The sequence below is a fragment of the Curtobacterium sp. ABR8 genome, assembly GCF_057812125.1.
Genome location: NZ_CM173818.1, coordinates 1,476,643 through 1,498,116, shown reverse-complemented (window position 1 = coordinate 1,498,116; position 21,474 = coordinate 1,476,643). Strand labels below are relative to the sequence as shown.

Sequence of the window (21,474 nt, the reverse complement as noted above, 5' to 3'; positions counted from 1 at the left end):
GAACGGCGCATCCCGGCATTTTCCACGCACGTGTCGGAAAAGTCGTATGGTGGGACCGTGCAGAGCAGCGCGCCCGTGCGGGCAACCGATCCTCGTCCAGCCCGGACCCGTGCCGCGATCGTCCGGGCCGTCGAGGGCCTCGCCGCCGACGCGTCGACGGAGATCACCGTCAACGCGATCGCCCGCGCTGCCGGGGTGAGCCGGAGCGCGTTCTACGCGCAGTTCGCCGACCTCGACGACCTCGCGGTCGCGATGCTGGTCGACGCCTTCCGGGACATCGGGCTCGACGACCTCCGGGCACGGGACGACCACGATACCGACCTGCGCACCCTGGCCGTCGCGGCGAACCGCCGGATGCTCGCGCACATCGGTTCGCGTTCCGCCTTCTACCGGGCGTCCCTGGACTGGCGGTTGTCCGGGCGGGTGCACGAGAGCGTGGTCGCCGCGTACGCGCAGCAGGTCCTCGCGACGATCCGACTGCTCGGCGTACGCGTCCCCGGGACCGTCCACGCCGAGGACACCGCCCGGTTCATCGCCGGCGGTGCGATCGCGATGCTCACGGCGTGGCTGCGCGATGACGCTCCCGCCGAACAGGACGCGATGGCCGAACGACTGGTCGCCGTCATGCCCGAGTGGCTGGTCGGCAGCGGCTGACCCCCTGACTTCTCCGCTGCCCGAGCGGAGCTCGCGCGCTCCCGCGCGCCGACGTCGACGATGACGAGAGGAACCACCATGAGCAGGACGTACGTGGTCACCGGAGCCGCTTCCGGTATCGGCAAGGCCACCGCAGAACGACTCGAGGCCGACGGGCACCGCGTGATCGGTGTCGACATCAAGGACGCGGACGTCGTCGCGGACCTCAGCACCGCCGAGGGCCGCACCGCGCTCGTGCACGAGGTCGAGCAGCGCTCCGGTGGCCGGGTCGACGGCGTGATCGCCGTCGCCGGGCTCGTCGCGGCGAGTCCCGTGACGGTCGGGGTCAACTACTTCGGCGCGACGGCCACGCTCGAGGGACTCCGCCCGCTCCTCGCCGGCTCCGACGCCCCGCGCGCCGTGGTCGTCGCGTCCCTCGCGGCCCTCGAGGAGGTTGACGACGGCCTGTACGAGCGGCTCCTCGCGGACGACGAGCCGGGCGCACGCCAGGAGGCCGAGCGCATCGGCACCGCGACGAACGCCGCCGGGTCCAGCGCCATCTACTCGACCACCAAGAAGGCGATCGCGCAGTGGGTCCGCACCCACGCGAAGGACCCGGAGTGGGCCGGCGCCGGCATCGCACTGAACGCCATCGCTCCCGGCGTCATCGAGACGCCGATGACCGCCGCAGCACTGGAGAGCGCCGAAGGCCGCGCCGCCCTCGACGCGGGAGCCCCGTCTCCCCTGAACGGTCCGGCCGCACCACCCGCAGCCCCTGCAGCGCTCCTGGCCTGGCTCGCCAGCGCCGAGAACACGCACGTCACCGGACAGATCGTCTTCATCGACGGCGGCGCCGAGAGCATCCGACGCCCCGAACGCATCTGACCCCCACCACGAGAGCAGGAGACACGACATGGCACGACTCGACGACAAGGTCGCGATCATCACCGGCGCAGCGAGCGGCATGGGCCTCGCCGGAGCCCAGTTGTTCGCCCGGGAGGGCGCGACCGTCATCATGACCGACGTCAGCGAAGCAGCACTGCAGCGGGAAGCGGCCACGATCCGCGACGAAGGAGGTCGGGCCACCGCGATCACGCTCGACGTCACGTCGCCGGAATCGTGGAACGGCGTCGTCGAACGGGTGGTCGCCGACCACGGACGCGTCGACGTGCTCGTCAACAACGCGGGCATCCACATCGCGAAGGGCATCCTCGAAGCCGAGCTCGACGACTGGAACACGGTCATGGCGGTGAACACCACCGGCGTGTGGCTCGGCATGAAGTCGGTCATCCCGCACATGCAGCGGCAGGGCGGCGGATCGATCGTCAACGTGTCGTCCATCGCCGCGATCGTCGGCGGCGTCTCCGATGCCGGCGGAGCCGCGTACTCGGCGTCGAAGGGCGCCGTGCGGTCCCTCACGAAGCACGCCGCACAGTGGTTCGCCGGGGACGGTGTCCGCGTCAACTCGATCCACCCCGGCTCCGTCTACACCGGCCTCGCCGCCGCTGCGGGCATGACGAAGGAGTCGATGGCCGAGCAGCTCGGCGGCGAGGTGCCCCTGCCGCCGCACGTCGGCGAACCGACCGACATCGGCTACGGCATGGTCTACCTCGCCTCCGACGAGGCGAAGTACGTCACCGGCGAGGAACTCGTCATCGACGGCGGCTGGACCACCCACTAGCCGCTTCCGAGGCGGATGCAACCACGTGAGCGCGCTCCTGCGCGCGCGGACCGGGTCCGGGACGCGACCCCCTGGCGGACGGGAGGCGGGGTGCCGGCTGGCACCGCGCCTCCCGTCCCTCGTCGCCCCGACAGTGGACACTGAAGACGTGAACGCACGAATCCCTGGCCGCGTCGGCGTCGGTGCCGCCGTCATCCTGACGGCGGCTCTGAGCGCTGCCGGTTGCAGCAACGCTCCCGGGAGCCAGGCAGCGGCTCCGTCCGAAGCGAAGCAGTCGATCATCAGCATCGTCGAGGAATCCGCCGACGCCGTCGGCGGTGACTGGACCGTGTACCGCGGCCCTGCCGCCGAGGTCTGCACCCGGTCGGACGGTGGAGACGGCGCCCGTTTCGTGTACATCCCGGAGCGGAGCGACACCGACGCGGCTGACATCCGTGCGGTCGAGGAGCTCTGGCAGGCGAAGGGCATCACGACGGAGCGGTTCGAGAGCGGCGGCTCGGAGTGCTCCGGCGGGGATGTGCAGGACCTGCGGAGTGCGGCGTGAGGCGGGCATCATGGTGATCCGGGACGCGACCGTCGACGACGCGGAGTCCATCGCCCACGTCCACACCACGTCCTGGCATGAGACCTACGGCCGGTTCGTGGACGACCCGGCAACCAACCCGTGGTTCGACGTCGAGCGACGGATCACGATGTGGCGATCGAACCTGGAACACGAGACCTTCGCGACCCTGATCGCCGAGGACGAGAGCGGGATCATCGGCTTCGCCGCAGCACAGGTCGTGACCGAGCCCGATGCCGTCCGGCCGGAAGAGCTCACCATGCTCTACGTGCTCGCCCGCGCTCACGGGAGCGGTGCTGGCCAGGCACTCCTGGACGCCGTCCTCGGGGACCGTCCGGCGTCCCTCTGGGTCGCGGCCGACAACCCGCGAGCGCACTCGTTCTACGGCAGGAACGGCTTCGTCGCCGACGGCGCGACGTCGAGCTTCGGCCCGATCGGGACGACCGTCCGGCTCGTCCGCTGAACGCCCGGTGACGGACCGCACCTGGCCTCCCGTCCCGCTCGTGGGGCGTCTACCGAGACACATCGTCCACGATCCCGCGCTGGGGCCAGCCTGCGCGTTCGATCGGCGAAGGATCGCCGAGCAGCCGTCGGGTCCAGTCCGCAAGGGCCGCGGTCGCGGTCCTCGAGATCGCGGCGTCGGGCATCATGCTCGTGAACCCGTGGAAGGCACCAGGCCAGACGTGGAGCTCCGCGTCGACCCCCGCTGCCCAGAGGCGGCTCGCGAAGGCGACGTCCTCGTCGCGGAAGACCTCAGCACTGCCGCAGTCGATGTAAGTGCGCGGCAGCGCCGACAGGTCTGCAGCACGAGCCGGAGCGGCGTACTCCGAGACGTCAGGGGTGGCGCGGCGTGGTCCGAGGTACGCATCCCACGCGAAACGGTTCATCTGGCGGTCGGCGACCCCGACGCCGTCGATCTGCTGGGTCGAGACGGTGTCGTCACGGTCGTCGAGCATGGGTGACACCAGGATCTGCGCCATCAGGTCGGGACCCTGCCGGTCACGGGCGAGCAGGGCCGTCCCCACGGCGAGTCCACCGCCGGCGCTCTGCCCCGCGATGACGATCCGTGCCGGGTCGATGCCGAGCTCGTCGGCGTGCGCCGCCACCCAGACGAGACCGGCGTAGCAGTCCTCCACCGGGTACGGATCGGGGTACTCGGGTGCGAGGCGGTAGTCGACGCTGACGAGGACCACGTCGTGGTCGAGCAGCCAGTCGTCGAACGAGTCGAGGTTCCCGAGGTGGTGGCCGAACACCGTGCCCCCGCCGTGGATCGAGAAGACGGCCGCGGTCGTTCCGGTGCGCTCGACACGGTCGATGATCGCGAGGTCGATCGGGTCGCCGAGGTGCCCTGGCACCGTGACGCTCCGCCGCTGGTACCCGCGGGAACGCAGGCGCTCGTCGACGACTTCCTCGGGCACGTCGAGCTGTCGCATACGGGGCAGCATCTCTGCGGTGAGGGTGAACGGACCGCGGGCCTCGAGCGCCGTCAGGAAGGTCGCGAGTTCGGGGTCGAACGGCGGGCGGGCGATGGTGTCGGACACGGGCAAACTCCTTCGATGAAGAAGTGGCGACTCCCGTGAGACGCGTGTGCGGTCCCGCCTGCCGGAGCAGCGCGGGCTTTTTCCCTCTGCCGACGACAGTAGTGCACGCGACGCTCCGGAGCGCGCACCGCACTGTGCAAGAAGCCGCGGAAACGAGGTACTGAACGCCGACGTCCCTGGTGCACAACCGGGACGCCGTTCTTCCCCACCGCCCGCCAGACGCGTACAGTCCCCCGCAAGGTACGACTGGTGAGCGGGGAACGCGATGCGACTGATCACGGGGACGACACTGGTCGTGGCGCTTGCCGCCGCTGCGATGGTCGGCCTGGCGCCGCCAGCGGCTGCGGCCGGGTCAGGGACGATCGCTGTGCAGCTCGCGACGCCGGACGGCACCCCGATCAGGCTGGCGGACGTCGAACTGGCTGCGATCGGCATCGACGCCGTCGTCGGGAACGCCACCACCGATGCCGACGGCACCGCGACGTTCACCGGCATCCCCGCCCCGGACACCGTGACGGTCACCACACGGCAACTCCCGCCGCGCGGAACGCAGACCTACGCCCCCGGACTCCGCTCGGAGATCGCGGTCCGCGGCGGCACGACGGTCGCGGTCACCGTGCCGCTGGTGCGCGGCGCCACCGTGCAGGGCGGGGTGGTCGGTCCCTCGGGTCCCGCTGCCGGACGGTTGATGTACGCGTGGAACGAGGACACCTCGCAGGTGTTCCGGACGACCTCGGACAGCGCGGGCCAGTACCGGTTCGTCGGGTTGAGCACCGGGAAGTACCGCATCGAGGCGTACGCCAGCGGCACGGCGTCGCCCGCCGTCTGGAAGACCCGGGTGTACCAGCAGCGCGGGACCCTCCCGGCGTCGCAGGTGACGTTGTCGCAGCACTACGCGCACAGCGACTACGACCTGGTCGTCTTCGCGGCCACGTCGTCCCGCGCCCCGTCGGCGCAGCTGAGTGGCGCGAGGGTCACGGTGACGGACACGACGACCGGGGCGTCGTTCTCGACCCGGTTCTCGACGCTGCTCGACAGCGAGCAGACGGCGCAGTTCCAGATCCCCTCCGGGCAGTACGTGGTCGAGCTCCGGACAGTGGCGACGACCGCGACGCCGGCGCGTGTGCTGTGGCTCGGACGCCCCGGCGGCGTGTACCGGTACGTGACCGACCGGGCGCAGGCCGTCCCGGTGCGGGTCGTGTTCGGCGGGTTCAACGGCTGGGGTGGGGCGGTGCCGGAAACGGCCGTGGCCGTGGCCGAGTACGACTAGCCGAGGGTGGTCCGTCCGGCGAGGACGGCGAGGGCGACCTCGGCGAGCGGGAGCTGGTTCCGCCGCGCGTGGTCGCGCAGCAGGGAGAACGCGGTCGCGGTGTCCACCCCGTTGCGGTTCGCGATCCACCCCTTCGCCTGCTCGATGACGATACGACTGTCGAGTGCTGCTTGCAGCTGCCCCTGCGTCGTCACCGCGTCATCGATGGTGCGCTGCTGCAAGAGCGAGACCGCTGCGATGTCGGCGAGCGCTCGGGCGGCGACGAGGTCGTCCTCGTCGAACGCGCCGGCGAACTCGCCGAACAGGTTGAGCGATCCGATGACGGTCGTCCGGAGCCGCAGCGGGATCGAGTGGACGGCCGTGTACCCGGCGTCAGCCGCAGCCCGGCAGAAGTGCGGCCATCGCGGCTCGGCCAGCCGGACGTCGGGGATCGAGACCACGCTCCCCGTCCGCGCTGCCTCGAGACAGGGCCCGTCGCCGACTTCGAGCTGCAGGAGCTCGAGCAGTCCGCTGTGGTGCCCCACCGAGGCGGTGATCTGCAACCGGTGGTCCGAGCCGAACAACATCAGCCCGGCAGCGTGAACGTCGAACAACGCCGCCGACTCGTCCACCAGGTGCTGCAGCCGCCCGCTGAGGTCCTCGGAGCTGGTGGCACTGCCGACCAGCGCGATGATCGTCTGCAACAGTCGTCGTTCGCGATCGGCACCCACGGGGTCACTCCAGACGCTGTGATCAGAAGTGGCCGGTCGTGCCCTGCTCCAGCAGTCGAAGACCGCGTGCCGCCACACTACGGTCCGGGGATGCGAACACGCCTGGCGCGGGTCCACGTCACCCCGGCGATCCGTGCCCGATCGCCGATCCTGCAACGGCTGATCACGGTCCTTGCGCCGGCGGTCGGTCACACCTACGCTGCCCGCATGTGGTGGTGGATCGGAACCGGAGTCGTCCTCGCGGTGCTGCTCGTGCTGTGGTTCGTGATGCACCGCTGGACCGACTTCGGCGCTCGGGCGGCGAAGTTCGAGGGGACTGACCCTGAGGTCGCGGACGCGCTTCGGCAGGCCGAATCGGACATCGCGCGGGGACGCATGTACTTCTGACGCTCGCTCGGGCAGGCGAATGCCGGAACACGGTCAGGAGGCTTGCTGCACAGCCAGGACGCCCATGGCGCGGTCGAGTACCAGGTCGAACGTCCCGGTCTGGTCGGAAGCGAACCAGCTCGCACGAGCAGCCTGCATGCACGCGAACGCTGCTCCGACGATGGCGGAGGCTCGCGGATCTCCGTCATCTGCCTCGTCCGATCCGATCCGGTTCGCGACACGTCCGATGAGCAGCTGCTGGATCCGCTGCATCTTCTCGAGGTAGCCGGCGGAGAGCTGCGGGGTGCTCCGCACGATCGCTTCCATGGCATCGTTCCGGGCGCGCTGGTGGTCGTCCTGGACGTAGTCGAGGGTGATGTCGAACACCCGCCGCAGGGACTCCCACACCGGCTCGTCGGCGGGGCGCTGATCGAGCGCTTCGGCCATCCGGTCGCCGAAGAGGTCGTACTTGCCGATCACGAGGGCGTCCTTCGACGGGAAGTACCGGAAGAACGTGCGTTTCGACATGCCCGCCGCCGCCGCGATCTGGTCGACGGTCGTCTCCTCGTACCCGTGCTCGAGGAAGAGGTCCTGCGCAACGACGGTCAACTCGGTCTGCGCGATCCGACGAGTGCGCTCGCGCATCGTGATCGGACGGGGCTCGCTCATACCCTCAGCATAACCCCAGGAGGCAGAGTTGACACCCGGTGTCATCTACGGCGTAGGGTCTACCCATCGTCACTGAGACGCCATCGATCGAAGGAGCACCATGAGCAAGGTCTGGTTCGTCACGGGAGCCTCGAAGGGCTTCGGCCGGGAGTTCGTGCTCGCCGCGCTCCAGCGCGGAGACAAGGTCGCAGCGACCGCGCGCAACACCGAAACTCTGAACGACCTGGTCGAGCAGCACGGCGACGCCGTACTCCCCCTCCAGCTCGACGTCACCGACCGCGACCAGGTGGCCGCCGCCGTGAAGGCCGCACACGAGACCTTCGGGTCGCTCGACGTCGTCATAAACAACGCCGGCTACGGCCTCTTCGGCACCGTCGAGGAGATCACCGAGCAGCAGCTCCGCGACCAGCTCGAGACGAACCTGTTCGGCGTCCTCCACGTCACCCAGGCCGTCCTCCCGATCCTCCGCGAGCAGGGTTCTGGTCACATCATCCAGATCTCCACCATCGGCGGCGTCGCCGCGTTCCCGAGCCTCGGCGGCTACCACGCCTCGAAGTGGGCGCTGGAAGGCCTCACCGAGTCGCTGGCGCAGGAGGTCGCCGGGTTCGGCATCAAGGTGACCCTCGTCGAGCCCGGCGGGTTCAACACCGACTGGGCCGGCAGCTCCGCCGTGTTCGCCGACGCGCTCCCGCCGTACCAGCCGCTGCACGACGCCATGGCCGAGCAGATGTCCGGCAACGCCAGTCCCGAGCCAGTCGGGTTCGGGTCCGCGATCCTCAAGGTGGTCGATGCCGAGAAGGCGCCGCTCCGGGTGTTCTTCGGCGAGCGGCCCACCCAGATCGCGCCGCACATCTACCAGCAGCGCCTGGCGGAGTGGGCCGCGTGGGCTCCCGTCTCCCGCGAGGCCGAGGGCAAGTAGCGCACCACTGGGAGGAGGGGCCGGTCACCTCGAGCCGCACCCTCCTCCCGTCTTCCAGCCACGCAGCACCTCTTCCGGAAAGCGGACCCACCTCGACCACCGGGTCGGCGCACTCCGCAGCAACCGCAGCGTCGGCCGGAAGCCGGACGGCCCCGGCGTCAGATCGTGCTGGCGTCGAGGACGAACCGGTACCGGACGTCGCTCGCGAGCATCCGTGTGTACGAGTCGTTGATGTCCGTCGCGGCGACGGTCTCGATCTCCGCGCCCAGCCCGTGCTCGGCGCAGAAGTCGAGCATCTCCTGGGTCTCGGCGATGCCGCCGATCATGGAGCCGGCCAGGGCACGGTTGCCGGCAATCAGGGAGAACGCGTGCAGTGGCAGCGGCTCGTCGGGGATGCCGACCATGACCATGGTCCCCTCGGCGTGCAGGAGACCGAGGTACGCGCCGAGGTCGATCGGGGCGGACACCGTCGACAGGATGAGGTCGAATCGGCCGGCGAGTTCGGTGAAGGTCGTCGGGTCAGACGTCGCACGGTAGTCCGACGCTCCGAGACGCAACCCGTCCTGCTGCTTGCTGAGCGTCTGGGACAGCACCGTGACCTCAGCGCCCATGGCGTGGGCGATCTTCACCGCCATGTGGCCGACCCCGCCGAGTCCGACGACCGCGACCTTCTTGCCGGGGCCGGCGTTCCAGCGCTGCAGCGGCGAGTACGTGGTGATGCCCGCGCAGAGCAGCGGTGCCGCGACGTCGAGCGGAAGTGCGTCGGGGATCCGGAGCACGAAGGCCTCGGTGACGACGACCTGCTTCGCGTACCCGCCGTACGTCGGCTTCCCGTCGCGACCGATCGCGTTGTACGTGTCGGTGGCACCACGGAGGCACTGCTGCTCCTGGCCCGCGAGACAGCGCTCGCACTCGCCGCACGAGTCGACCAGGCACCCCACGCCGACACGGTCGCCGACCTGGTGCGCCGTGACCTCGGAGCCGACAGCGGCCACGATGCCCGCGATCTCGTGCCCGGGGACCATCGGGTACGTCCCCGGGCCCCACTCGTCGCGCGTCAGGTGAATGTCGGTGTGGCACAGGCCGGTGAAGCGGACGTCGATGAGGACGTCGTGCGCACCGAGTTCTCGGATCTCGACCGACGACGGTTCCAAGAGCGCTCCGGCGGCGGGGGCGGCGTACGCGGGGACGATCGGCATGGGTGGTTCTCCTCGACGGTGGTGCCGGAGCAGGCTCAGCCCTGCTCCACGAACCCCTCAACACTCACTCGGAACGACTGCCCGAGCCAGACTCCTCTGCTGCGTACGTCCGCCGTGGGTACCACTGGCAGTGGTGGGACAACCGGAACGATCACCCACATACTGGGCTGATGAGCTCCTCGTCTTCGACAGAGCCGCTGGTGACGGCGGACGAGGACGAAGGTCGCGAGCTGGGGCGCTTCCTGGCTGCGAAGCGAGCTCGGATCCGACCGGGCGACGTCGGGCTACCGGGTGGCGGGCGTCGGCGGGTGCCGGGGCTACGTCGCGAGGAGGTCGCGATGCTCGCCGGCGTCTCCCCGGCCTACTACACGCGGCTCGAACAGGGCGACGTCGGTCGTGTGTCCGACGAGGTCGTCGGCGCGCTCGCGCAGGCACTCCACCTCAGCCACGCGGAGACCGACCACTTCTTCCGGCTCGCGAACCCGCGAGGAGAAGCACGCCGGCAAGCGTGCAGCCGCACCGCAGTCCGGCCAGCGCTGCAGGGGCTGCTGGACGTGCTCGTCGACGTGCCGGCACTGGTCATCGGCCGCCGGTCGGACATCCTGGCATGGAACGGACTCGGGTCGATCGTGTTCGGCGGGCTCCACGACCTGCCCCGCGAGGAGCGGAACCTGGCACGGCTCGTGTTCCTCGACCCGACGTACCGGGACCTGTTCGTCGACTGGGACCAGAAGGCCGCCGACGTCGTCGGGCAGCTCCGGGTGGACGCCGGCTTCCACCCGAGCGATCCGCACCTTTCGGCCCTCGTCGGCGAGCTCGCCGTGCGGAGCGAGCCGTTCGCACGCCTCTGGGCCCGGCACGAGATCCGGGAACGCTGCCACGGCGTCCAGCAGCTGCGCCACACCGAGGTCGGCCTGCTCGACCTGCACGTCGAGACCTTCCGCGTCGCCGGAGAAGACGACAAGAGCCTCGTCACCTACCGGGCCGCACCGGGGTCGACGACGCTGGAGTCGTTGCGCATGCTCGGCAGCTGGGCCGCAGCGGCCTGAACCTCCTGGTTCGCGGCGCACACGGAGCTTCGGGGGTCAGAGTCGGTTGCGATGAGGGCGCCGACGGACCCGAACCGTGTCTTCCCTCATAGCGGAGCGGGAGCATGACCCGAATCAGCGCTCCCGCACCCGCCGTGAGCCCCTGAGCCCGCCCGGCGGTCCGGTACTCGGCCCGCCAGTCGACGTGTTCTCAGTAAGGGCCTGTTTCCGCCGATCTCCGAGGATCCAGGCGACTTGCCAGGTTGGTTGAATCCGTGAACGACTTTCTAGCCGTGAGACGCGGGTCTGGTTCAATCCGTGAACAATCGGCATCGAAGGGTGCCGGATCGGGGGCCGAACCGGACCACGATCAATCGGCAGAAAGGGACGCAGACACCAGTCGCATCTGCTTCCATGGCCACTCGCGGATGTTCACCGATCACTGACGGATAGTCGCGGACCCGATCGAAAGGTCCACCATGAGCAGCCTCGCCCACTCCCTGCAGACCGGAGAACCGACGCCGGACGACGATGGTCCCGCCACACTCATGGCGGCGATGTCGGCGATGCAGACTGCCGACGCCCTCCTGCGGTGGCGACTCCGCGATCGTCTCACGCTCCGCGCCAACGAGATCATGGCGCTCGAGTTCGTCATGCGCCTCGACCACCTGAGGGAGCCCGTCCGGGCGACCGACGTCGCGAACGCACTCGGGGTGAGCCGTGGTGCGAGCACCATCATCCTCGCCAGGCTCGTCGAACGCGGCTACCTCACGCGGACCAGCAACCCGCGCGACGGACGCGGCCACCACTTCCACTTCACGGAGGTCGCGGCGCGCGAAGTGGCCGAAGCGGTCGGCGACCCCCGGCACGAGATCGACGCACTCGTGTCCGGGCTGTCCCCCCGAGAGTCACGACGGATCACCGCGCTCCTCATCGCGATCACCGGGACGCTCGACCGCGGGGGCGTCGTCCAGCCGACCTGAGCACATCCCGACGAGCACATCCGCGTCGCGCGCCTCCTAGGATCCGATGCCGAGGTGCGCACCGCCGGCGACGTCGAGGGAGACTCCCGTGACGTACCGGTTCGCCGGGTCGGTGAGGAAGGTGATCGCGCTGGCGACCTCGTCGGGTTCGGCGAAACGCTGCATCGGGAGTTGCGCGGCGCGGGCGTCGCGAGCGGCCTGGGCGGATCCGGACTGGTCGGCGAGTTGCGACCACAGCGGCGTGTTCACCGGCCCGGGGTTCACGGCGTTCACCGAGATGCCAGCCGGTCCGAGGATCTTCGCCATCGACCACATGATGTGGAGCACCGCGATCTTGCTGGCGTTGTAGGGCAGGTAGTCGACCCGCGCTTCCTTCGCGGCCACGGACGACAGCAGCAGGATGGTGCCAGTGGTGCCTGCGTCGCGCATCGTGTTCGCGACCTCGCGGGTGATGGTGAAGGTACCGGTGGCGTTGATGCGCATGATGCGCTCGAACTCCTCGGTCGTCGTCACGAGTGGGTCCGGGGTCCCGCCGAGCACGCCCGCGGCGTGCACGAGAACGTCGACGCGGCCGTGCTCGGCGACGACCTGCCGGACGACGTCCGCGGTGCGCTGCTCGTCGGTGACGTCGAGCTCGAGGAACCCGTCGATGTCCTGGCCGTCGAGCGGGGCGCGGTCTGCTCCGACGACGAGGTCGCCGCGAGCACGGAGCGCGGTGACCACGGCGGCGCCGATCCCGCCGCTCGAGCCGGTAACGAGCGCGATCTGGCTGTCCGCCGTCGCTGCTACTGCTTCGCTCTGCTGGACCATGTGCGTCCTTCCTGTTCCTCGGTCGGCAGCCCTGCCGCGGCGAGGATCCGATCGAGGAGTTGTTGGGTCTTCACTGCTTCCCATCCGGAGGTGAGGGGTTGCTGCCGGTCGCGGAGGCGGTCGAGGAAGTGGCGGACGGCGTCGGCGAACCCGAAGCTCTCCGTCGCCGTCGCCCACCCGAAGGCCTCGGGGCTCATCGACCGCACGGTGCGGACACCGTCGACGGTCACCGCGACGGAGTCGGGTGCGATGACCTCGGCGGAGCGCTTCTGTCCGTACGCGTCGAGCTTCTCGCCCCAGGCGCCGGCGGCACGGGCCGCCACGAGGACGCCGGTGTTGCCGGTCGAGAACCGGACGAGTGCCGCGGTGCCGTCCTCCTCCCACTGGTCCGTCCCGGCAGCCGCAGCCGTCACATCGATGACGTCCCCGCCGCAGAACCACCGGAGCAGGTCCACCATGTGGATGGCGTTCTCGAAGGTCGCCCGGTACTCCGAGCCGGCGCGGTTCTTCTGCGCGACGCAGAACGATGCGCCCGACTCGCCGAACGCCTCGCGCGCGGCGACGTAGACCGGGGCGAAGCGTCGGTTGAGCCCGACCATGAGGACTCGACCGTGCTCGTCGGCGAGTTCGGCGAGGCGGACCGAGTCGGCGGTGGAGGTGGCGAGGGGCTTTTCGCAGAACACGTCGACACCGGCACGGAGCGCGCTCTCGACGGCGGCGACGTGCTCGGAGCGCGGGGTGAGGACGAAGACTGCGTCGAGCGTCTCGGCTGCGAGCATCTCGTCGACACCGCGGTACACCGCGCCGAACCCCCACCGCCGCTGCAGAGCGCTCGGGTCGTCGCGCCGCGAGACCAGCGCGCGCAGCTCGACGTCGTCACGCTGCACGAGGGTCGGCAGCTGCGCGATGCTGGCGATGTTGCCGGCACCGACCACGCCGATGCGGAGCGCGCTCACGAGCGGACCCCGGCGCCCTGGTCGGCGTCGTGCAGCTCGAGCTGGAGCAGCAGGTTCCGCAGGTGTTCGGCGCCCCGCCGGAACCCGGTCTCCGGGTCGTCGAGGTCCTGAGGGTGCCACCGGTACTCGTACTCGAGGGAGAGCACGTCGTCGTAGCCGACCTCGCGCAGGCGTCGGAGGATCCGCGACCAGGCGAGCGAACCGTCGCCGACGACGCGTGACGTCACGGCGCGCTCCTCGGCGTGCACCCGGGCCGTCTCCGAGGCGACGAACGGAGCGTCTGGGTCCTTGAACACGAGGTCCTTGACGTGCACGTGGCCGATGAGGTCCCCCTGCACGGCGAACGCCGCGTCGACGTCCTCGTCGTGGGTGAAGGTGAGGTTCGCCTGGTCGTAGAGGACCCGGACGGCGGGCGAGCCGACCGCGCGGACGAGGGCGGCCGTGTCCCGGGCGGTCTGGGTCATCGTGCCGAAGTGGTTCTCGGCGCAGAGCACGACACCGGCATCGGCGGCCGGGCCGGCGAGGTCCTGGAAGGAGCGGACGAGCTGCGACCAGTGCGCCGCGTGGTCCTGCTGATCCGGCTGCCACGCTCCGGAGTACACGCGCACACGGTTTGCACCGATCATGTGCGCGGTGTCGATCGCGGATCGCAGTTCGTCCACCGCGCCGCTGCGGACCCGATCATCGGTGGCGTTGATCGCGGTCGTGTACGGGGTGAGTCCGACGATCGGGATCCCCTCTCCGTCCGCGACCCGGGCCGCCTCGGCCGCGGCAGCCGCGTCACGGACCGGTAGGCCGCTCCGGTAGTCGTCCTGGTAGATGACCTCGGCGGCGTCCAGGCCGGCGCGGCGGAACAGTCGCAGTGCTTCCGGAACGGTCTGGTCGGGCGTGCCGAGCGTGTGGCCGGCGATCTTCATGGGAGGTCCTTCGTGGTCGTGGTGGTCGGCGTCGTCCAGTCGGCTGGTCCGACCAGGCGTGGAGGGTCCTGCACCCGTGAGCGGTCGACGAACTCGAGGATGAGTCCCCAGTCGGTCCGCGCGTAGACCCAGCGGTTCCCGGCGACCGCGGGGCTGTCGCCCCCGACCTCCTTGCGGTGCCCGAGCACCTCGACGCTCGGGTGCTCCGCGATGGCGTCGACGACGGCGTCGACGTCCTCGACCACGAAGCAGAGGTGGTGGCCGCCGGCGTCGCTCGCACGGGGGAACACCGCGGACCGGTCGTCGCTCCACCACTGGAACAACTCGATGTTGAGGTTCGGCGGCAGACGGAGCATGGCCAGCTCGAGACGCGCGTCCGCGGGCACACCGAAGTGCAGCGGCATGAACGACTCGTCGGGTCCCCGAGTGGAACGGTAGAGCTCCTCGGCGCCGAGCACACCGGTGAAGAAGGCGACGGCTGCCTCGAGGTCGGGGACGGTGAACGCGGTGTGGTCCACCCAGCGCAGACCCGGCAGCGTCCGGAAGTCGGTCATGATCGGGGTCCTGAGGTCGAGGATCGGATGAGCAGGGACGGTGGGAGCACCTCGTGTCGGACGGGACTGCCGTCGAGGAGGCCCTCGCCGAGGTCGACCGCGATGCGCCCGAGGTCCCCGACGGGCTGTCGGACACTGGTGAGCCGGGGCGCCACGTGCGCGCCGAGGTCGAGCCCGTCGAACCCGACGACCGACACCTCGTCCGGCACCCGGTGACCGCGCGCTTCGAGCTCGGCGATCACGGCGAACGCGATGACGTCGTTCGATGCGATGATCGCGGTGGCGCGGACCGACTCGGCGAGCCAGTGATCGACGATGCCGCGGCCGAGTTCGACGCCGTCCGGGGCACCGAGCACGAGCGGCGCGACGCCGTGTCCAGCCGCGATCTCCTCGTACGCCTCGTGCCGGTCCTGCGCCGTGTAGGTGCCGACGATGCCCGGGGCGTACGCGATGGCACGGTGCCCGAGCAGCGCGAGGTGCTCGAACGCGAGCTCGACGCCCCGGCGGCTGTCCACCGTCACCGTCGGTACCTTCGGGTCGTCCTCCACCCGATCGAGCACGACGACCCGGTTCCCCGAACCGTAGGTCCGCAACGCCTCGAGATCGACGCGGGTGGACGGAGCGACGATGCCGAACGGCGAGTACATCGCCTGCATCGCGGTGACGTACCCGGCCGTGGAGCTGCTGTCGTTCTCGGTGACGCAGAGCACGAGCTGGTAGCCGCGCTGTTCCGCCGCCGCAGCCGTCGCGCGGGCGAGCTCGGCGAAGAAGGGGTTCGTGATGTCCGGGATGACCAGCGGCACGAGTGTGCTCGACCGGCGGCGGAGGGCTTGGGCGAGCGGGTTCGTGGAGTACCCGAGCTCTGCCGCGACCCGGAGCACGTGTTCGCGGGTCTGCGCCCGGACGGCGGACGGGTTCGAGAACGCACGGGAGACGGTCGAACGGTGGACACCCGCCGCTGCCGCGACGTCGTCGATGCTCGCGTCGGTCATCGCTGCACCCCCTCGGTTCCGCCGCCGTGCCAGATGTGGACCATCGTGTCCTCCAGGTCGTCGAGCGTGGGCATGCCACGGAACCCGTCGGCGAGCGAATCGGCGACCGCGTCGACGAACCGCGTGTAGAGCGGGTCGCTGTCGACGTCGATCACGGTCTGCTCCGTGACGCCGGCGGTCCCGGTGAACCGCGCCGTCCCGTCCGTGTCGATCGAGACGAACCCGTCCGTGCCGGCGGCGGTGAAACTGCAGTAGCGCTTGGTGGGCGCGTCCGGGAAGGCGTAGCCGACCTCGATGACGGCCTCGGCACCGGCGTCGGTCGTGAGCACCAGTGTGGCGTGGTCCTCGACGGCCTCGCCGTGCAGCGCGTGACTGCGCGATCGCAGGGAGACCGCCGCCGGACCGAGGTGCTGGAGCGCGAGGTCGACGAAGTGCGGGCCGAGGTTGACGAGCGCTCCGCCGCCGGCGCGCGCCGGGTCGAGCATCCAGGGGCTCCCGCCGTGGCGGTACCGGCTCGGCGGACCGGCGATGAACGACGCGCGCTCGTAGCGGATCCGACCGGCCTTGCGGAGCCAGGCATCGACCGGGCCGCCGCGCTGCACCAGTGCGACCGTGGCCGGGACGTCTGCGGCGTGTGCGGCGGCCACGACGGAGCGGAGTTCCGTCAGGTCCACGCCGAGCGGCTTCTCCACGGCGAACGGGGTCCCGCGGTCGACGAGCGTCCGGCAGACAGCTGCGACCTCGTCGTGCGGGCTGAGGACGTAGGCCAGATCGATGTCCGGGAACGCGAGCGCCTCGTCGACCGACGCGACGATCGGGGCGCCCCAGGCGGCACCGTCGGCGACGGCGGCGGGCTGGGCGTCCTGGACGGCGAGCACGTCGTGCCGACGCAGGACGGCGTCGCGGTACAGCGGCGTGTGCCAGTGCGAAGCGCCCAGGACGACGGCACGGCTGCGGCCGGGTTCGCGGGGTGCGGGTGCGCTGGTCACGTGACTTCCTCGTCGTTGCGGAGCATTTCTGAGATCGATTGCTGAGATCGATTGCAGTGATCGTGCCACGCAGACCGAAACGGTGTCAAGGCTGGGAGGTCGCTGAGTCGACGGCGTCCGAAAAGTGGTGTATCCACTTGACCCATGCCTCAGAAACTCGACGTCCTCAACACCATCCGCGACTCCGGCAACGTGCTCATCGTGCGCCTCGACACCGCCGACAAGGCCTTCGACGCCGCTTCGGCCGCGGTCGAGGGCGGCATCCGCGCCCTCGAGATCACGCTCTCGATCCCCGGAGCGCTGCGGGTCATCGAACGGCTCTCGGAACGCTTCGCCGATCGCGACGTCGTGTTCGGCGCCGGCACCGTCCTGGACGAGCACGCGGCGTGGGCGAGCATCCAGGCCGGCGCACGGTTCCTCGTCAGCCCGAACCTCAACCCGGCCATGATCCGGGTCGCGAACCGCTACCAGGTCGCGACGATCAGCGGTGCCTACACGCCCACCGAGGTGCTCGACACGGCCGAAGCCGGTTCGGACATGGTGAAGATCTTCCCGACCGAGGCCGGCGGGATCCCGTACGTCAAGGCCATGCTCGCACCGCTCGCACAGATCCCGATGGTGCCGGCCGGCGGCGTGACGACCGCGAACGTCGGTGAGTGGTTCGCCGCCGGGGTCACGGCCGTCGGTGTCGGCAGTGCCATCACGAAGGCTGGCGGCCCCGAAGGCGACACCACGAAGATCACCGCGGCCGCTGCGGAGTTCGTCGAGGCGATCGAGCGGGCACGGAGGTGACGGGAGCGCTGCCCAGCGCCTTCATCACGCTCGGAGGCGCAGGGTCCGGCAAGAGCACCGTGTCGAAAGAGCTCAGCCGGATGACCGGAGCGGTGTACCTCGACAAGGACACGATGTCCGGCGCCCTGGTCCAGGCGTCCCTCGAGGCACTCGGACACGACCCCACGGATCGCGAGTCGAACCCGACGTACGTCGAGCGGATCATGCCGCTCGAGTACCGGACGCTGTTCGCCGTGGCCGCGGACAACCTGGCGCTCGGCCACTCGGTGGTGCTCGATGCGCCGTTCGTCGCCTACCTCGACGATCCGGCGTTCCTGTCACGGTCGACGGTCGCTGCCGGCTGGCCCGCCACGAACGTCCACGTCGTCCACGTCCGCGTCTCGGCCGAGATCGTCCGGGCCCGGCTCCAGGAGCGAGGGCTCGATCGGGACCGCGCGAAGCTCGCGGACTGGGACACGTACTGGGCGCGGTTCGGTGAACGCACCTGCACCTGGGACGGGGCGCACCACGCCACGATCCGCAACCTCGACGCGGCGCAGGCCGCCGTCGACCTCGAGCACCTCGTGAGCCAGACGAGCGCTTGACAGGCCCTGCGGGCCGTGCAATGGTCTGTAACAGCGTTACCTAGTAACGCTGTTACAGACCCGATGATGAGGAGAGGCAATGGCGCTCCAGGACGATGTCACCAACGGCATGAAGGTGCTGCACCTGCTCGCACCCGAAGCCGACGGCCTCGGCGTCAGCCAGGTCGCGACCAGCCTCGGTCTCAACAAGGCGATCGCGCACCGTCTGCTCGCCGCCCTCGTCGCGGCCGGCTACGTTGCCCAGAATCCGAAGACCTCGGCCTACTCGGCGACGCACCGGCTCGGTGCACTCGGACTCCTGCAGCTCTCGGCGTCCGGCATCGACACGTGGGCACAGCGCGAACTCGACGCTCTCGCCACCACCAGCGAGGAGCTCGTCCGCCTCGCGGTCGCGTCCTCCGACTCGCTGCAGTGGATCGCGAAGGCGCAGGGGTCGAACTCCTCCCTCCGGCTCGACCCGGTCATGGGCAGGGACGCCGTGCCGCACGCCACCGCTTCCGGCAAGGCTTGGCTCGCCACGCTCACCCCGGACGAGGTGCAGCGGGTCATCGACCAGCACCACCTCACCCCGCAGACCCCGCGGACCGTCGTCGACCCCGAGGCACTCGCCGAGGAGCTCGCGTCGGTGCGACACCGCGGGTACGCCACCACCTACGAGGAGATGGACCCGGGCATCAGTGCTGTCGCCGCCCCCATCTTCGGTGCCGGGCCTGACCGTCCCGCAACGGGCACGATCAGCATCGCCGGCCCGTCCGTGCGCATGACCCGGGCCCGTCTGGCCGACCTCGCACCGGCCGTCATCGCGGCTGCCGACGAGATCGCCGCCACCTGGCCGTCCTACGCGTACCTCACCTCGGAATCCGTCAGCGCGTAGACCGAACCCGCACCGCACCTCCCGAACCTCGCTTCCTCCCGCCCGTGGAGGTCCCCTTCTCCGGCGCGCCCTCGCGTCGAACCTCGGCGTGCCCCCGAACGCACGACGACCACTCGAACAGGAGAGTTCAATGACGACCTCGCACTCCACGTCGGACCCGTCCGCTCCGGACAGCACCGACCCCCTCGCACACAAGGGCCGCACGAAGAACCTCGTCGCCGGCACCGTCGGCCACTTCGTCGAGTGGTACGACTGGTACGTCTACGGCCTGCTCGCCGCGATCTTCTCCGCGCAGATCTTCCCCTCGCACTCCGCCTTCGCGTCGCTCATCGCCGCGTTCCTGACCTACGCCATCGGCTTCGTCGTCCGCCCGCTCAGCGGCATCATCATCTCGCCGATCGCCGACCGGTACGGACGACGCCGCATCATGGCACTCGGCATCTCGGGGATGGCGCTCGGCGCCCTGATCATCGGGCTGACGCCGCCGTACGCGACCGTGGGCGTCCTCGCCCCGATCATGTTCGTCGTCGCCAGGATCCTCCAGGGCATCTCCGCGGGCAGCGAGGGGCAGAGCGCCATCGCGTACCTCGTCGAGCACGCGCCCGCGAAGCGACGTGGCCTCTTCGGGTCCCTCACGAACCTCGCCAGCGGTCTCGCCACCCTCGCCGCGACCGGCGCCGCTGCGATCGTCACCTCGGCGTTCGCCCCCGAGGCGCTCGCGTCGTACGGGTGGCGGATCCCGTTCGTCTTCGGCGGGCTCATCGGCGTCATCGGTCTCATCATGCGAGCCCGGTCCGACGAATCCCCGGAGTTCGAAGCCAGTGCCGCAGTCGACCAGAAGTCCGCACCGAAGAAGCTGCTCGAGCTGCTGCGCAACCACCCCAAGGCGATCATCCAGACAGCCGCGCTGTCAGCGCCGGCCGTGGCCTACTACACGTGGGCGACGTTCCTGCCGACCTACGCCAACCTGACCTCCGGTCGGGACCTGTCGCAGACCCTCGCCGGCAGCGTCATCGGTCTGGTCCTGCTCGTGATCACCGTCCCGCTCACCGGCTACCTGTCGGACCGTCTCGGTCGCAGGAAGATCTTCCCCATCATCGGCGCGATCGGCATGGTCGTGCTCTTCTACCCGCTCCTGCTGCTCCTGAAGCAGCCCGGCTTCGGTGTCTACATCCTGGTCGCCGCCTCCGGATGGGTGGTCCTCGGCATCTGGCAGGCCGTCTACCCCACGATCCAGGCCGAGCTCTTCCCGGCGGCCGTCCGCGTCTCCGGCATCGGGTTCGCACACCAGATCGTCATCGCGGTCTTCGGGGGCACCGCACCGCTCATCGCGGCTGCGTTCGTGGGCTCCGGTCACCCGATGCTCGTCGCCGTCTACATGATCGTCATCGTCGCGATCTGCCTCGTCGTGTACTTCACCCTCCCCGAGACCGGCAGCCGGAACCCGCAGGCAACCGTCTCCGTGACGGACAGCATCGCCGTCGTCGAGGACAAGTCGGCGAAGAAGAAGGCCGACACGACGGACGTGCACAACGAGTCCTCGCAGGTCTGACCCGATCAGGACCCGGAACGACAGCGGCACAGAACCGAACGGAAGTCCCACATGATCATCAACACCTTCTCCTACCTCTGGTCCACGACGGCCACCGATGCGATCTCCGAGCTGATCGACCACGGCTACACGACGTTCGAGATCCCGATCAGCTCTCCGCACTGCTGGCCGGAGGAGATCGACGCCGCCGAACGCGCGTCGACGCGCACTCGACTCGACCAGGCGGGGGCGTCCATCCGGTCACTCAACGCCGGCGGGTACGACCTCAACCTCGCGAGCCCTGCGGCGAGCATGCGGCGCAAGAGCATCGAGCACATCGCGTCCGTGACCGACCTGGCCGCGGAGTGGGGCGCCCGGGACGTCGTCATCTCCCCCGGCACACGGCGGCCCATGATCTCGCCCACGGTCGACCAGGTGCACGGCTGGATGTACGAGAGCCTCGAGGAACTCCTCCCGATCGCCCGCCGAAGTGGACAGCGGCTCCTCTTCGAGAACACGCCGTACTGCTTCGCGCCGACGATCGGCGACCTCGCCCGGATCGTCAGCACCGTCGACGATGATGCGCTCCGCATCGTGTACGACGCCGCCAACGCTGCGTTCATCGAGGAGGACCCGGTCGCCGGTCTCCTCGCGCACGCCGACTCCATCGCGCTGATGCACGTCTCCGACACCGGCCTGGAGACCTGGGGGCACGACCCCATCGGTACCGGGATCATCGACTGGCGAGCGCTCGGCGCCGCGGTGGGCTCGACGATCGGCACCGAGAACGTCGTCCTCGAGGTCATCCGCGAAGAGAACCCGTTGCTCGAGTTCGACAAGGCGATGACCGAACTGCGCAGCACCGGCTGGGACGTCGCGGCCTGAGTGCCGCTCACGATCCCCGACACGAAGAA

Annotated in this window: 25 protein-coding genes; 15 read left to right on the top strand and 10 right to left on the bottom strand. The window is 70.0% G+C overall.

Translation table 11 applies throughout. From position 1 onward, the window contains the following. The first annotated feature begins 57 nt into the window (after window positions 1-57). The 5 genes from ACXKZB_RS07270 to ACXKZB_RS07250 all read left to right on the top strand — a co-directional run bounded on the left by ACXKZB_RS07270 (window position 58) and on the right by ACXKZB_RS07250 (window position 3,339). The gene (locus ACXKZB_RS07270; protein ID WP_488825409.1) at window positions 58-654 is read left to right on the top strand and encodes a TetR/AcrR family transcriptional regulator; all 597 of its coding nucleotides are present in this window, start codon (window positions 58-60) and stop codon (window positions 652-654) included. A 78-nt stretch (window positions 655-732) separates the two neighbouring features. Further along, complete coding sequence (locus ACXKZB_RS07265; protein WP_488825408.1) at window positions 733-1,518, top strand: SDR family oxidoreductase; 786 nt, start codon at window positions 733-735, stop codon at window positions 1,516-1,518. A 28-nt stretch (window positions 1,519-1,546) separates the two neighbouring features. Beyond that, complete coding sequence (locus ACXKZB_RS07260) at window positions 1,547-2,314, top strand: SDR family NAD(P)-dependent oxidoreductase (RefSeq protein ID WP_488825407.1); 768 nt, start codon at window positions 1,547-1,549, stop codon at window positions 2,312-2,314. 148 nt (window positions 2,315-2,462) lie between these two features. Further along, complete coding sequence (locus ACXKZB_RS07255) at window positions 2,463-2,858, top strand: hypothetical protein (RefSeq protein ID WP_488825405.1); 396 nt, start codon at window positions 2,463-2,465, stop codon at window positions 2,856-2,858. Between the two features lie 10 nt (window positions 2,859-2,868). Further along, window positions 2,869-3,339: a GNAT family N-acetyltransferase gene (locus tag ACXKZB_RS07250; RefSeq protein ID WP_488825403.1), complete on the top strand. Its 471-nt coding sequence runs from the start codon at window positions 2,869-2,871 to the stop codon at window positions 3,337-3,339. 49 nt (window positions 3,340-3,388) lie between these two features. Here the strand turns inward: ACXKZB_RS07250 and ACXKZB_RS07245 are convergent, their stop codons facing one another. Continuing rightward, window positions 3,389-4,417, bottom strand: a complete 1,029-nt coding sequence (locus ACXKZB_RS07245; protein ID WP_488825401.1) for an alpha/beta hydrolase — start codon at window positions 4,415-4,417, stop codon at window positions 3,389-3,391. Between the two features lie 265 nt (window positions 4,418-4,682). On the opposite strand from ACXKZB_RS07245, the gene ACXKZB_RS07240 reads away from it, so the two are divergent. Next, on the top strand, window positions 4,683-5,687 hold the full coding sequence (locus tag ACXKZB_RS07240) for a carboxypeptidase-like regulatory domain-containing protein (protein ID WP_488825400.1): 1,005 nt from the start codon (window positions 4,683-4,685) through the stop codon (window positions 5,685-5,687). Here ACXKZB_RS07240 and ACXKZB_RS07235 read toward each other — a convergent pair. Continuing rightward, window positions 5,684-6,397 carry an ANTAR domain-containing protein gene (locus ACXKZB_RS07235; RefSeq protein WP_488825399.1) on the bottom strand — a complete coding sequence of 238 codons (714 nt, stop codon included), beginning with the start codon at window positions 6,395-6,397 and terminating at the stop codon, window positions 5,684-5,686. The two genes, ACXKZB_RS07240 and ACXKZB_RS07235, sit on opposite strands and share 4 nt — an antisense overlap. Window positions 6,398-6,487: 90 nt before the next feature. Between ACXKZB_RS07235 and ACXKZB_RS07230 the strand changes: the two genes are divergently transcribed. Continuing rightward, window positions 6,488-6,784, top strand: coding sequence for a hypothetical protein (locus tag ACXKZB_RS07230; RefSeq protein ID WP_488825397.1), 297 nt, complete (start codon window positions 6,488-6,490; stop codon window positions 6,782-6,784). A 33-nt stretch (window positions 6,785-6,817) separates the two neighbouring features. Here ACXKZB_RS07230 and ACXKZB_RS07225 read toward each other — a convergent pair whose 3' ends face one another. Continuing rightward, entirely contained in the window at window positions 6,818-7,432 is a 615-nt protein-coding gene (locus ACXKZB_RS07225; RefSeq protein ID WP_488825395.1) for a TetR family transcriptional regulator, read from the bottom strand. Window positions 7,433-7,532: 100 nt separating this feature from the next. Between ACXKZB_RS07225 and ACXKZB_RS07220 the strand changes: the two genes are divergently transcribed. Then, window positions 7,533-8,351 carry an SDR family oxidoreductase gene (locus tag ACXKZB_RS07220; RefSeq protein ID WP_488825393.1) on the top strand — a complete coding sequence of 273 codons (819 nt, stop codon included), beginning with the start codon at window positions 7,533-7,535 and terminating at the stop codon, window positions 8,349-8,351. 158 nt (window positions 8,352-8,509) lie between these two features. On the opposite strand, the gene ACXKZB_RS07215 is transcribed toward ACXKZB_RS07220, so the two are convergent. Next, on the bottom strand, window positions 8,510-9,550 hold the full coding sequence (locus tag ACXKZB_RS07215; protein ID WP_488825391.1) for an NAD(P)-dependent alcohol dehydrogenase: 1,041 nt from the start codon (window positions 9,548-9,550) through the stop codon (window positions 8,510-8,512). Window positions 9,551-9,720: 170 nt separating this feature from the next. On the opposite strand from ACXKZB_RS07215, the gene ACXKZB_RS07210 reads away from it, so the two are divergent. Together ACXKZB_RS07210 and ACXKZB_RS07205 are read left to right on the top strand one after the other, a co-directional pair. Further along, a complete protein-coding gene (locus ACXKZB_RS07210) occupies window positions 9,721-10,599 on the top strand; it encodes a helix-turn-helix transcriptional regulator (protein WP_488825390.1) in 879 nt (292 codons plus the stop codon). 458 nt (window positions 10,600-11,057) lie between these two features. After that, a complete protein-coding gene (locus tag ACXKZB_RS07205; protein ID WP_488825389.1) occupies window positions 11,058-11,561 on the top strand; it encodes a MarR family winged helix-turn-helix transcriptional regulator in 504 nt (167 codons plus the stop codon). A gap of 36 nt (window positions 11,562-11,597) precedes the next feature. On the opposite strand, the gene ACXKZB_RS07200 is transcribed toward ACXKZB_RS07205, so the two are convergent. From ACXKZB_RS07200 to ACXKZB_RS07175, 6 genes are read right to left on the bottom strand one after another with little or no spacing between them, the layout of a single operon-like run. Beyond that, a complete protein-coding gene (locus tag ACXKZB_RS07200; RefSeq protein WP_488825388.1) occupies window positions 11,598-12,371 on the bottom strand; it encodes an SDR family NAD(P)-dependent oxidoreductase in 774 nt (257 codons plus the stop codon). After that, on the bottom strand, window positions 12,347-13,327 hold the full coding sequence (locus ACXKZB_RS07195; RefSeq protein WP_488825387.1) for a Gfo/Idh/MocA family protein: 981 nt from the start codon (window positions 13,325-13,327) through the stop codon (window positions 12,347-12,349). The genes ACXKZB_RS07200 and ACXKZB_RS07195 overlap by 25 nt, the downstream gene beginning before the upstream one ends. After that, window positions 13,324-14,244, bottom strand: coding sequence for a sugar phosphate isomerase/epimerase family protein (locus ACXKZB_RS07190; protein WP_488825386.1), 921 nt, complete (start codon window positions 14,242-14,244; stop codon window positions 13,324-13,326). The genes ACXKZB_RS07195 and ACXKZB_RS07190 overlap by 4 nt, the downstream gene beginning before the upstream one ends. Beyond that, the gene (locus tag ACXKZB_RS07185) at window positions 14,241-14,798 is read right to left on the bottom strand and encodes a VOC family protein (protein WP_488825384.1); all 558 of its coding nucleotides are present in this window, start codon (window positions 14,796-14,798) and stop codon (window positions 14,241-14,243) included. Before ACXKZB_RS07185 ends, ACXKZB_RS07190 begins: the two co-directional genes overlap by 4 nt. Continuing rightward, a complete protein-coding gene (locus ACXKZB_RS07180) occupies window positions 14,795-15,790 on the bottom strand; it encodes a LacI family DNA-binding transcriptional regulator (protein ID WP_488825383.1) in 996 nt (331 codons plus the stop codon). The genes ACXKZB_RS07185 and ACXKZB_RS07180 overlap by 4 nt, the downstream gene beginning before the upstream one ends. Further along, entirely contained in the window at window positions 15,787-16,779 is a 993-nt protein-coding gene (locus tag ACXKZB_RS07175; RefSeq protein ID WP_488825382.1) for a Gfo/Idh/MocA family protein, read from the bottom strand. Before ACXKZB_RS07175 ends, ACXKZB_RS07180 begins: the two co-directional genes overlap by 4 nt. A 144-nt stretch (window positions 16,780-16,923) precedes the next feature. On the opposite strand from ACXKZB_RS07175, the gene ACXKZB_RS07170 reads away from it, so the two are divergent. The 5 genes from ACXKZB_RS07170 to ACXKZB_RS07150 all read left to right on the top strand — a co-directional run bounded on the left by ACXKZB_RS07170 (window position 16,924) and on the right by ACXKZB_RS07150 (window position 21,445). After that, entirely contained in the window at window positions 16,924-17,571 is a 648-nt protein-coding gene (locus ACXKZB_RS07170) for a bifunctional 4-hydroxy-2-oxoglutarate aldolase/2-dehydro-3-deoxy-phosphogluconate aldolase (RefSeq protein ID WP_309779111.1), read from the top strand. Continuing rightward, a complete protein-coding gene (locus ACXKZB_RS07165) occupies window positions 17,568-18,155 on the top strand; it encodes a P-loop nucleotide/nucleoside kinase family protein (protein ID WP_488825381.1) in 588 nt (195 codons plus the stop codon). Before ACXKZB_RS07170 ends, ACXKZB_RS07165 begins: the two co-directional genes overlap by 4 nt. Window positions 18,156-18,234: 79 nt before the next feature. Next, a complete protein-coding gene (locus tag ACXKZB_RS07160; protein WP_488825379.1) occupies window positions 18,235-19,029 on the top strand; it encodes an IclR family transcriptional regulator in 795 nt (264 codons plus the stop codon). Window positions 19,030-19,159: 130 nt separating this feature from the next. After that, the gene (locus tag ACXKZB_RS07155) at window positions 19,160-20,581 is read left to right on the top strand and encodes an MFS transporter (protein ID WP_488825377.1); all 1,422 of its coding nucleotides are present in this window, start codon (window positions 19,160-19,162) and stop codon (window positions 20,579-20,581) included. Window positions 20,582-20,632: 51 nt separating this feature from the next. Then, window positions 20,633-21,445: a sugar phosphate isomerase/epimerase family protein gene (locus ACXKZB_RS07150; RefSeq protein WP_488825376.1), complete on the top strand. Its 813-nt coding sequence runs from the start codon at window positions 20,633-20,635 to the stop codon at window positions 21,443-21,445. Window positions 21,446-21,474: the final 29 nt, after the last annotated feature.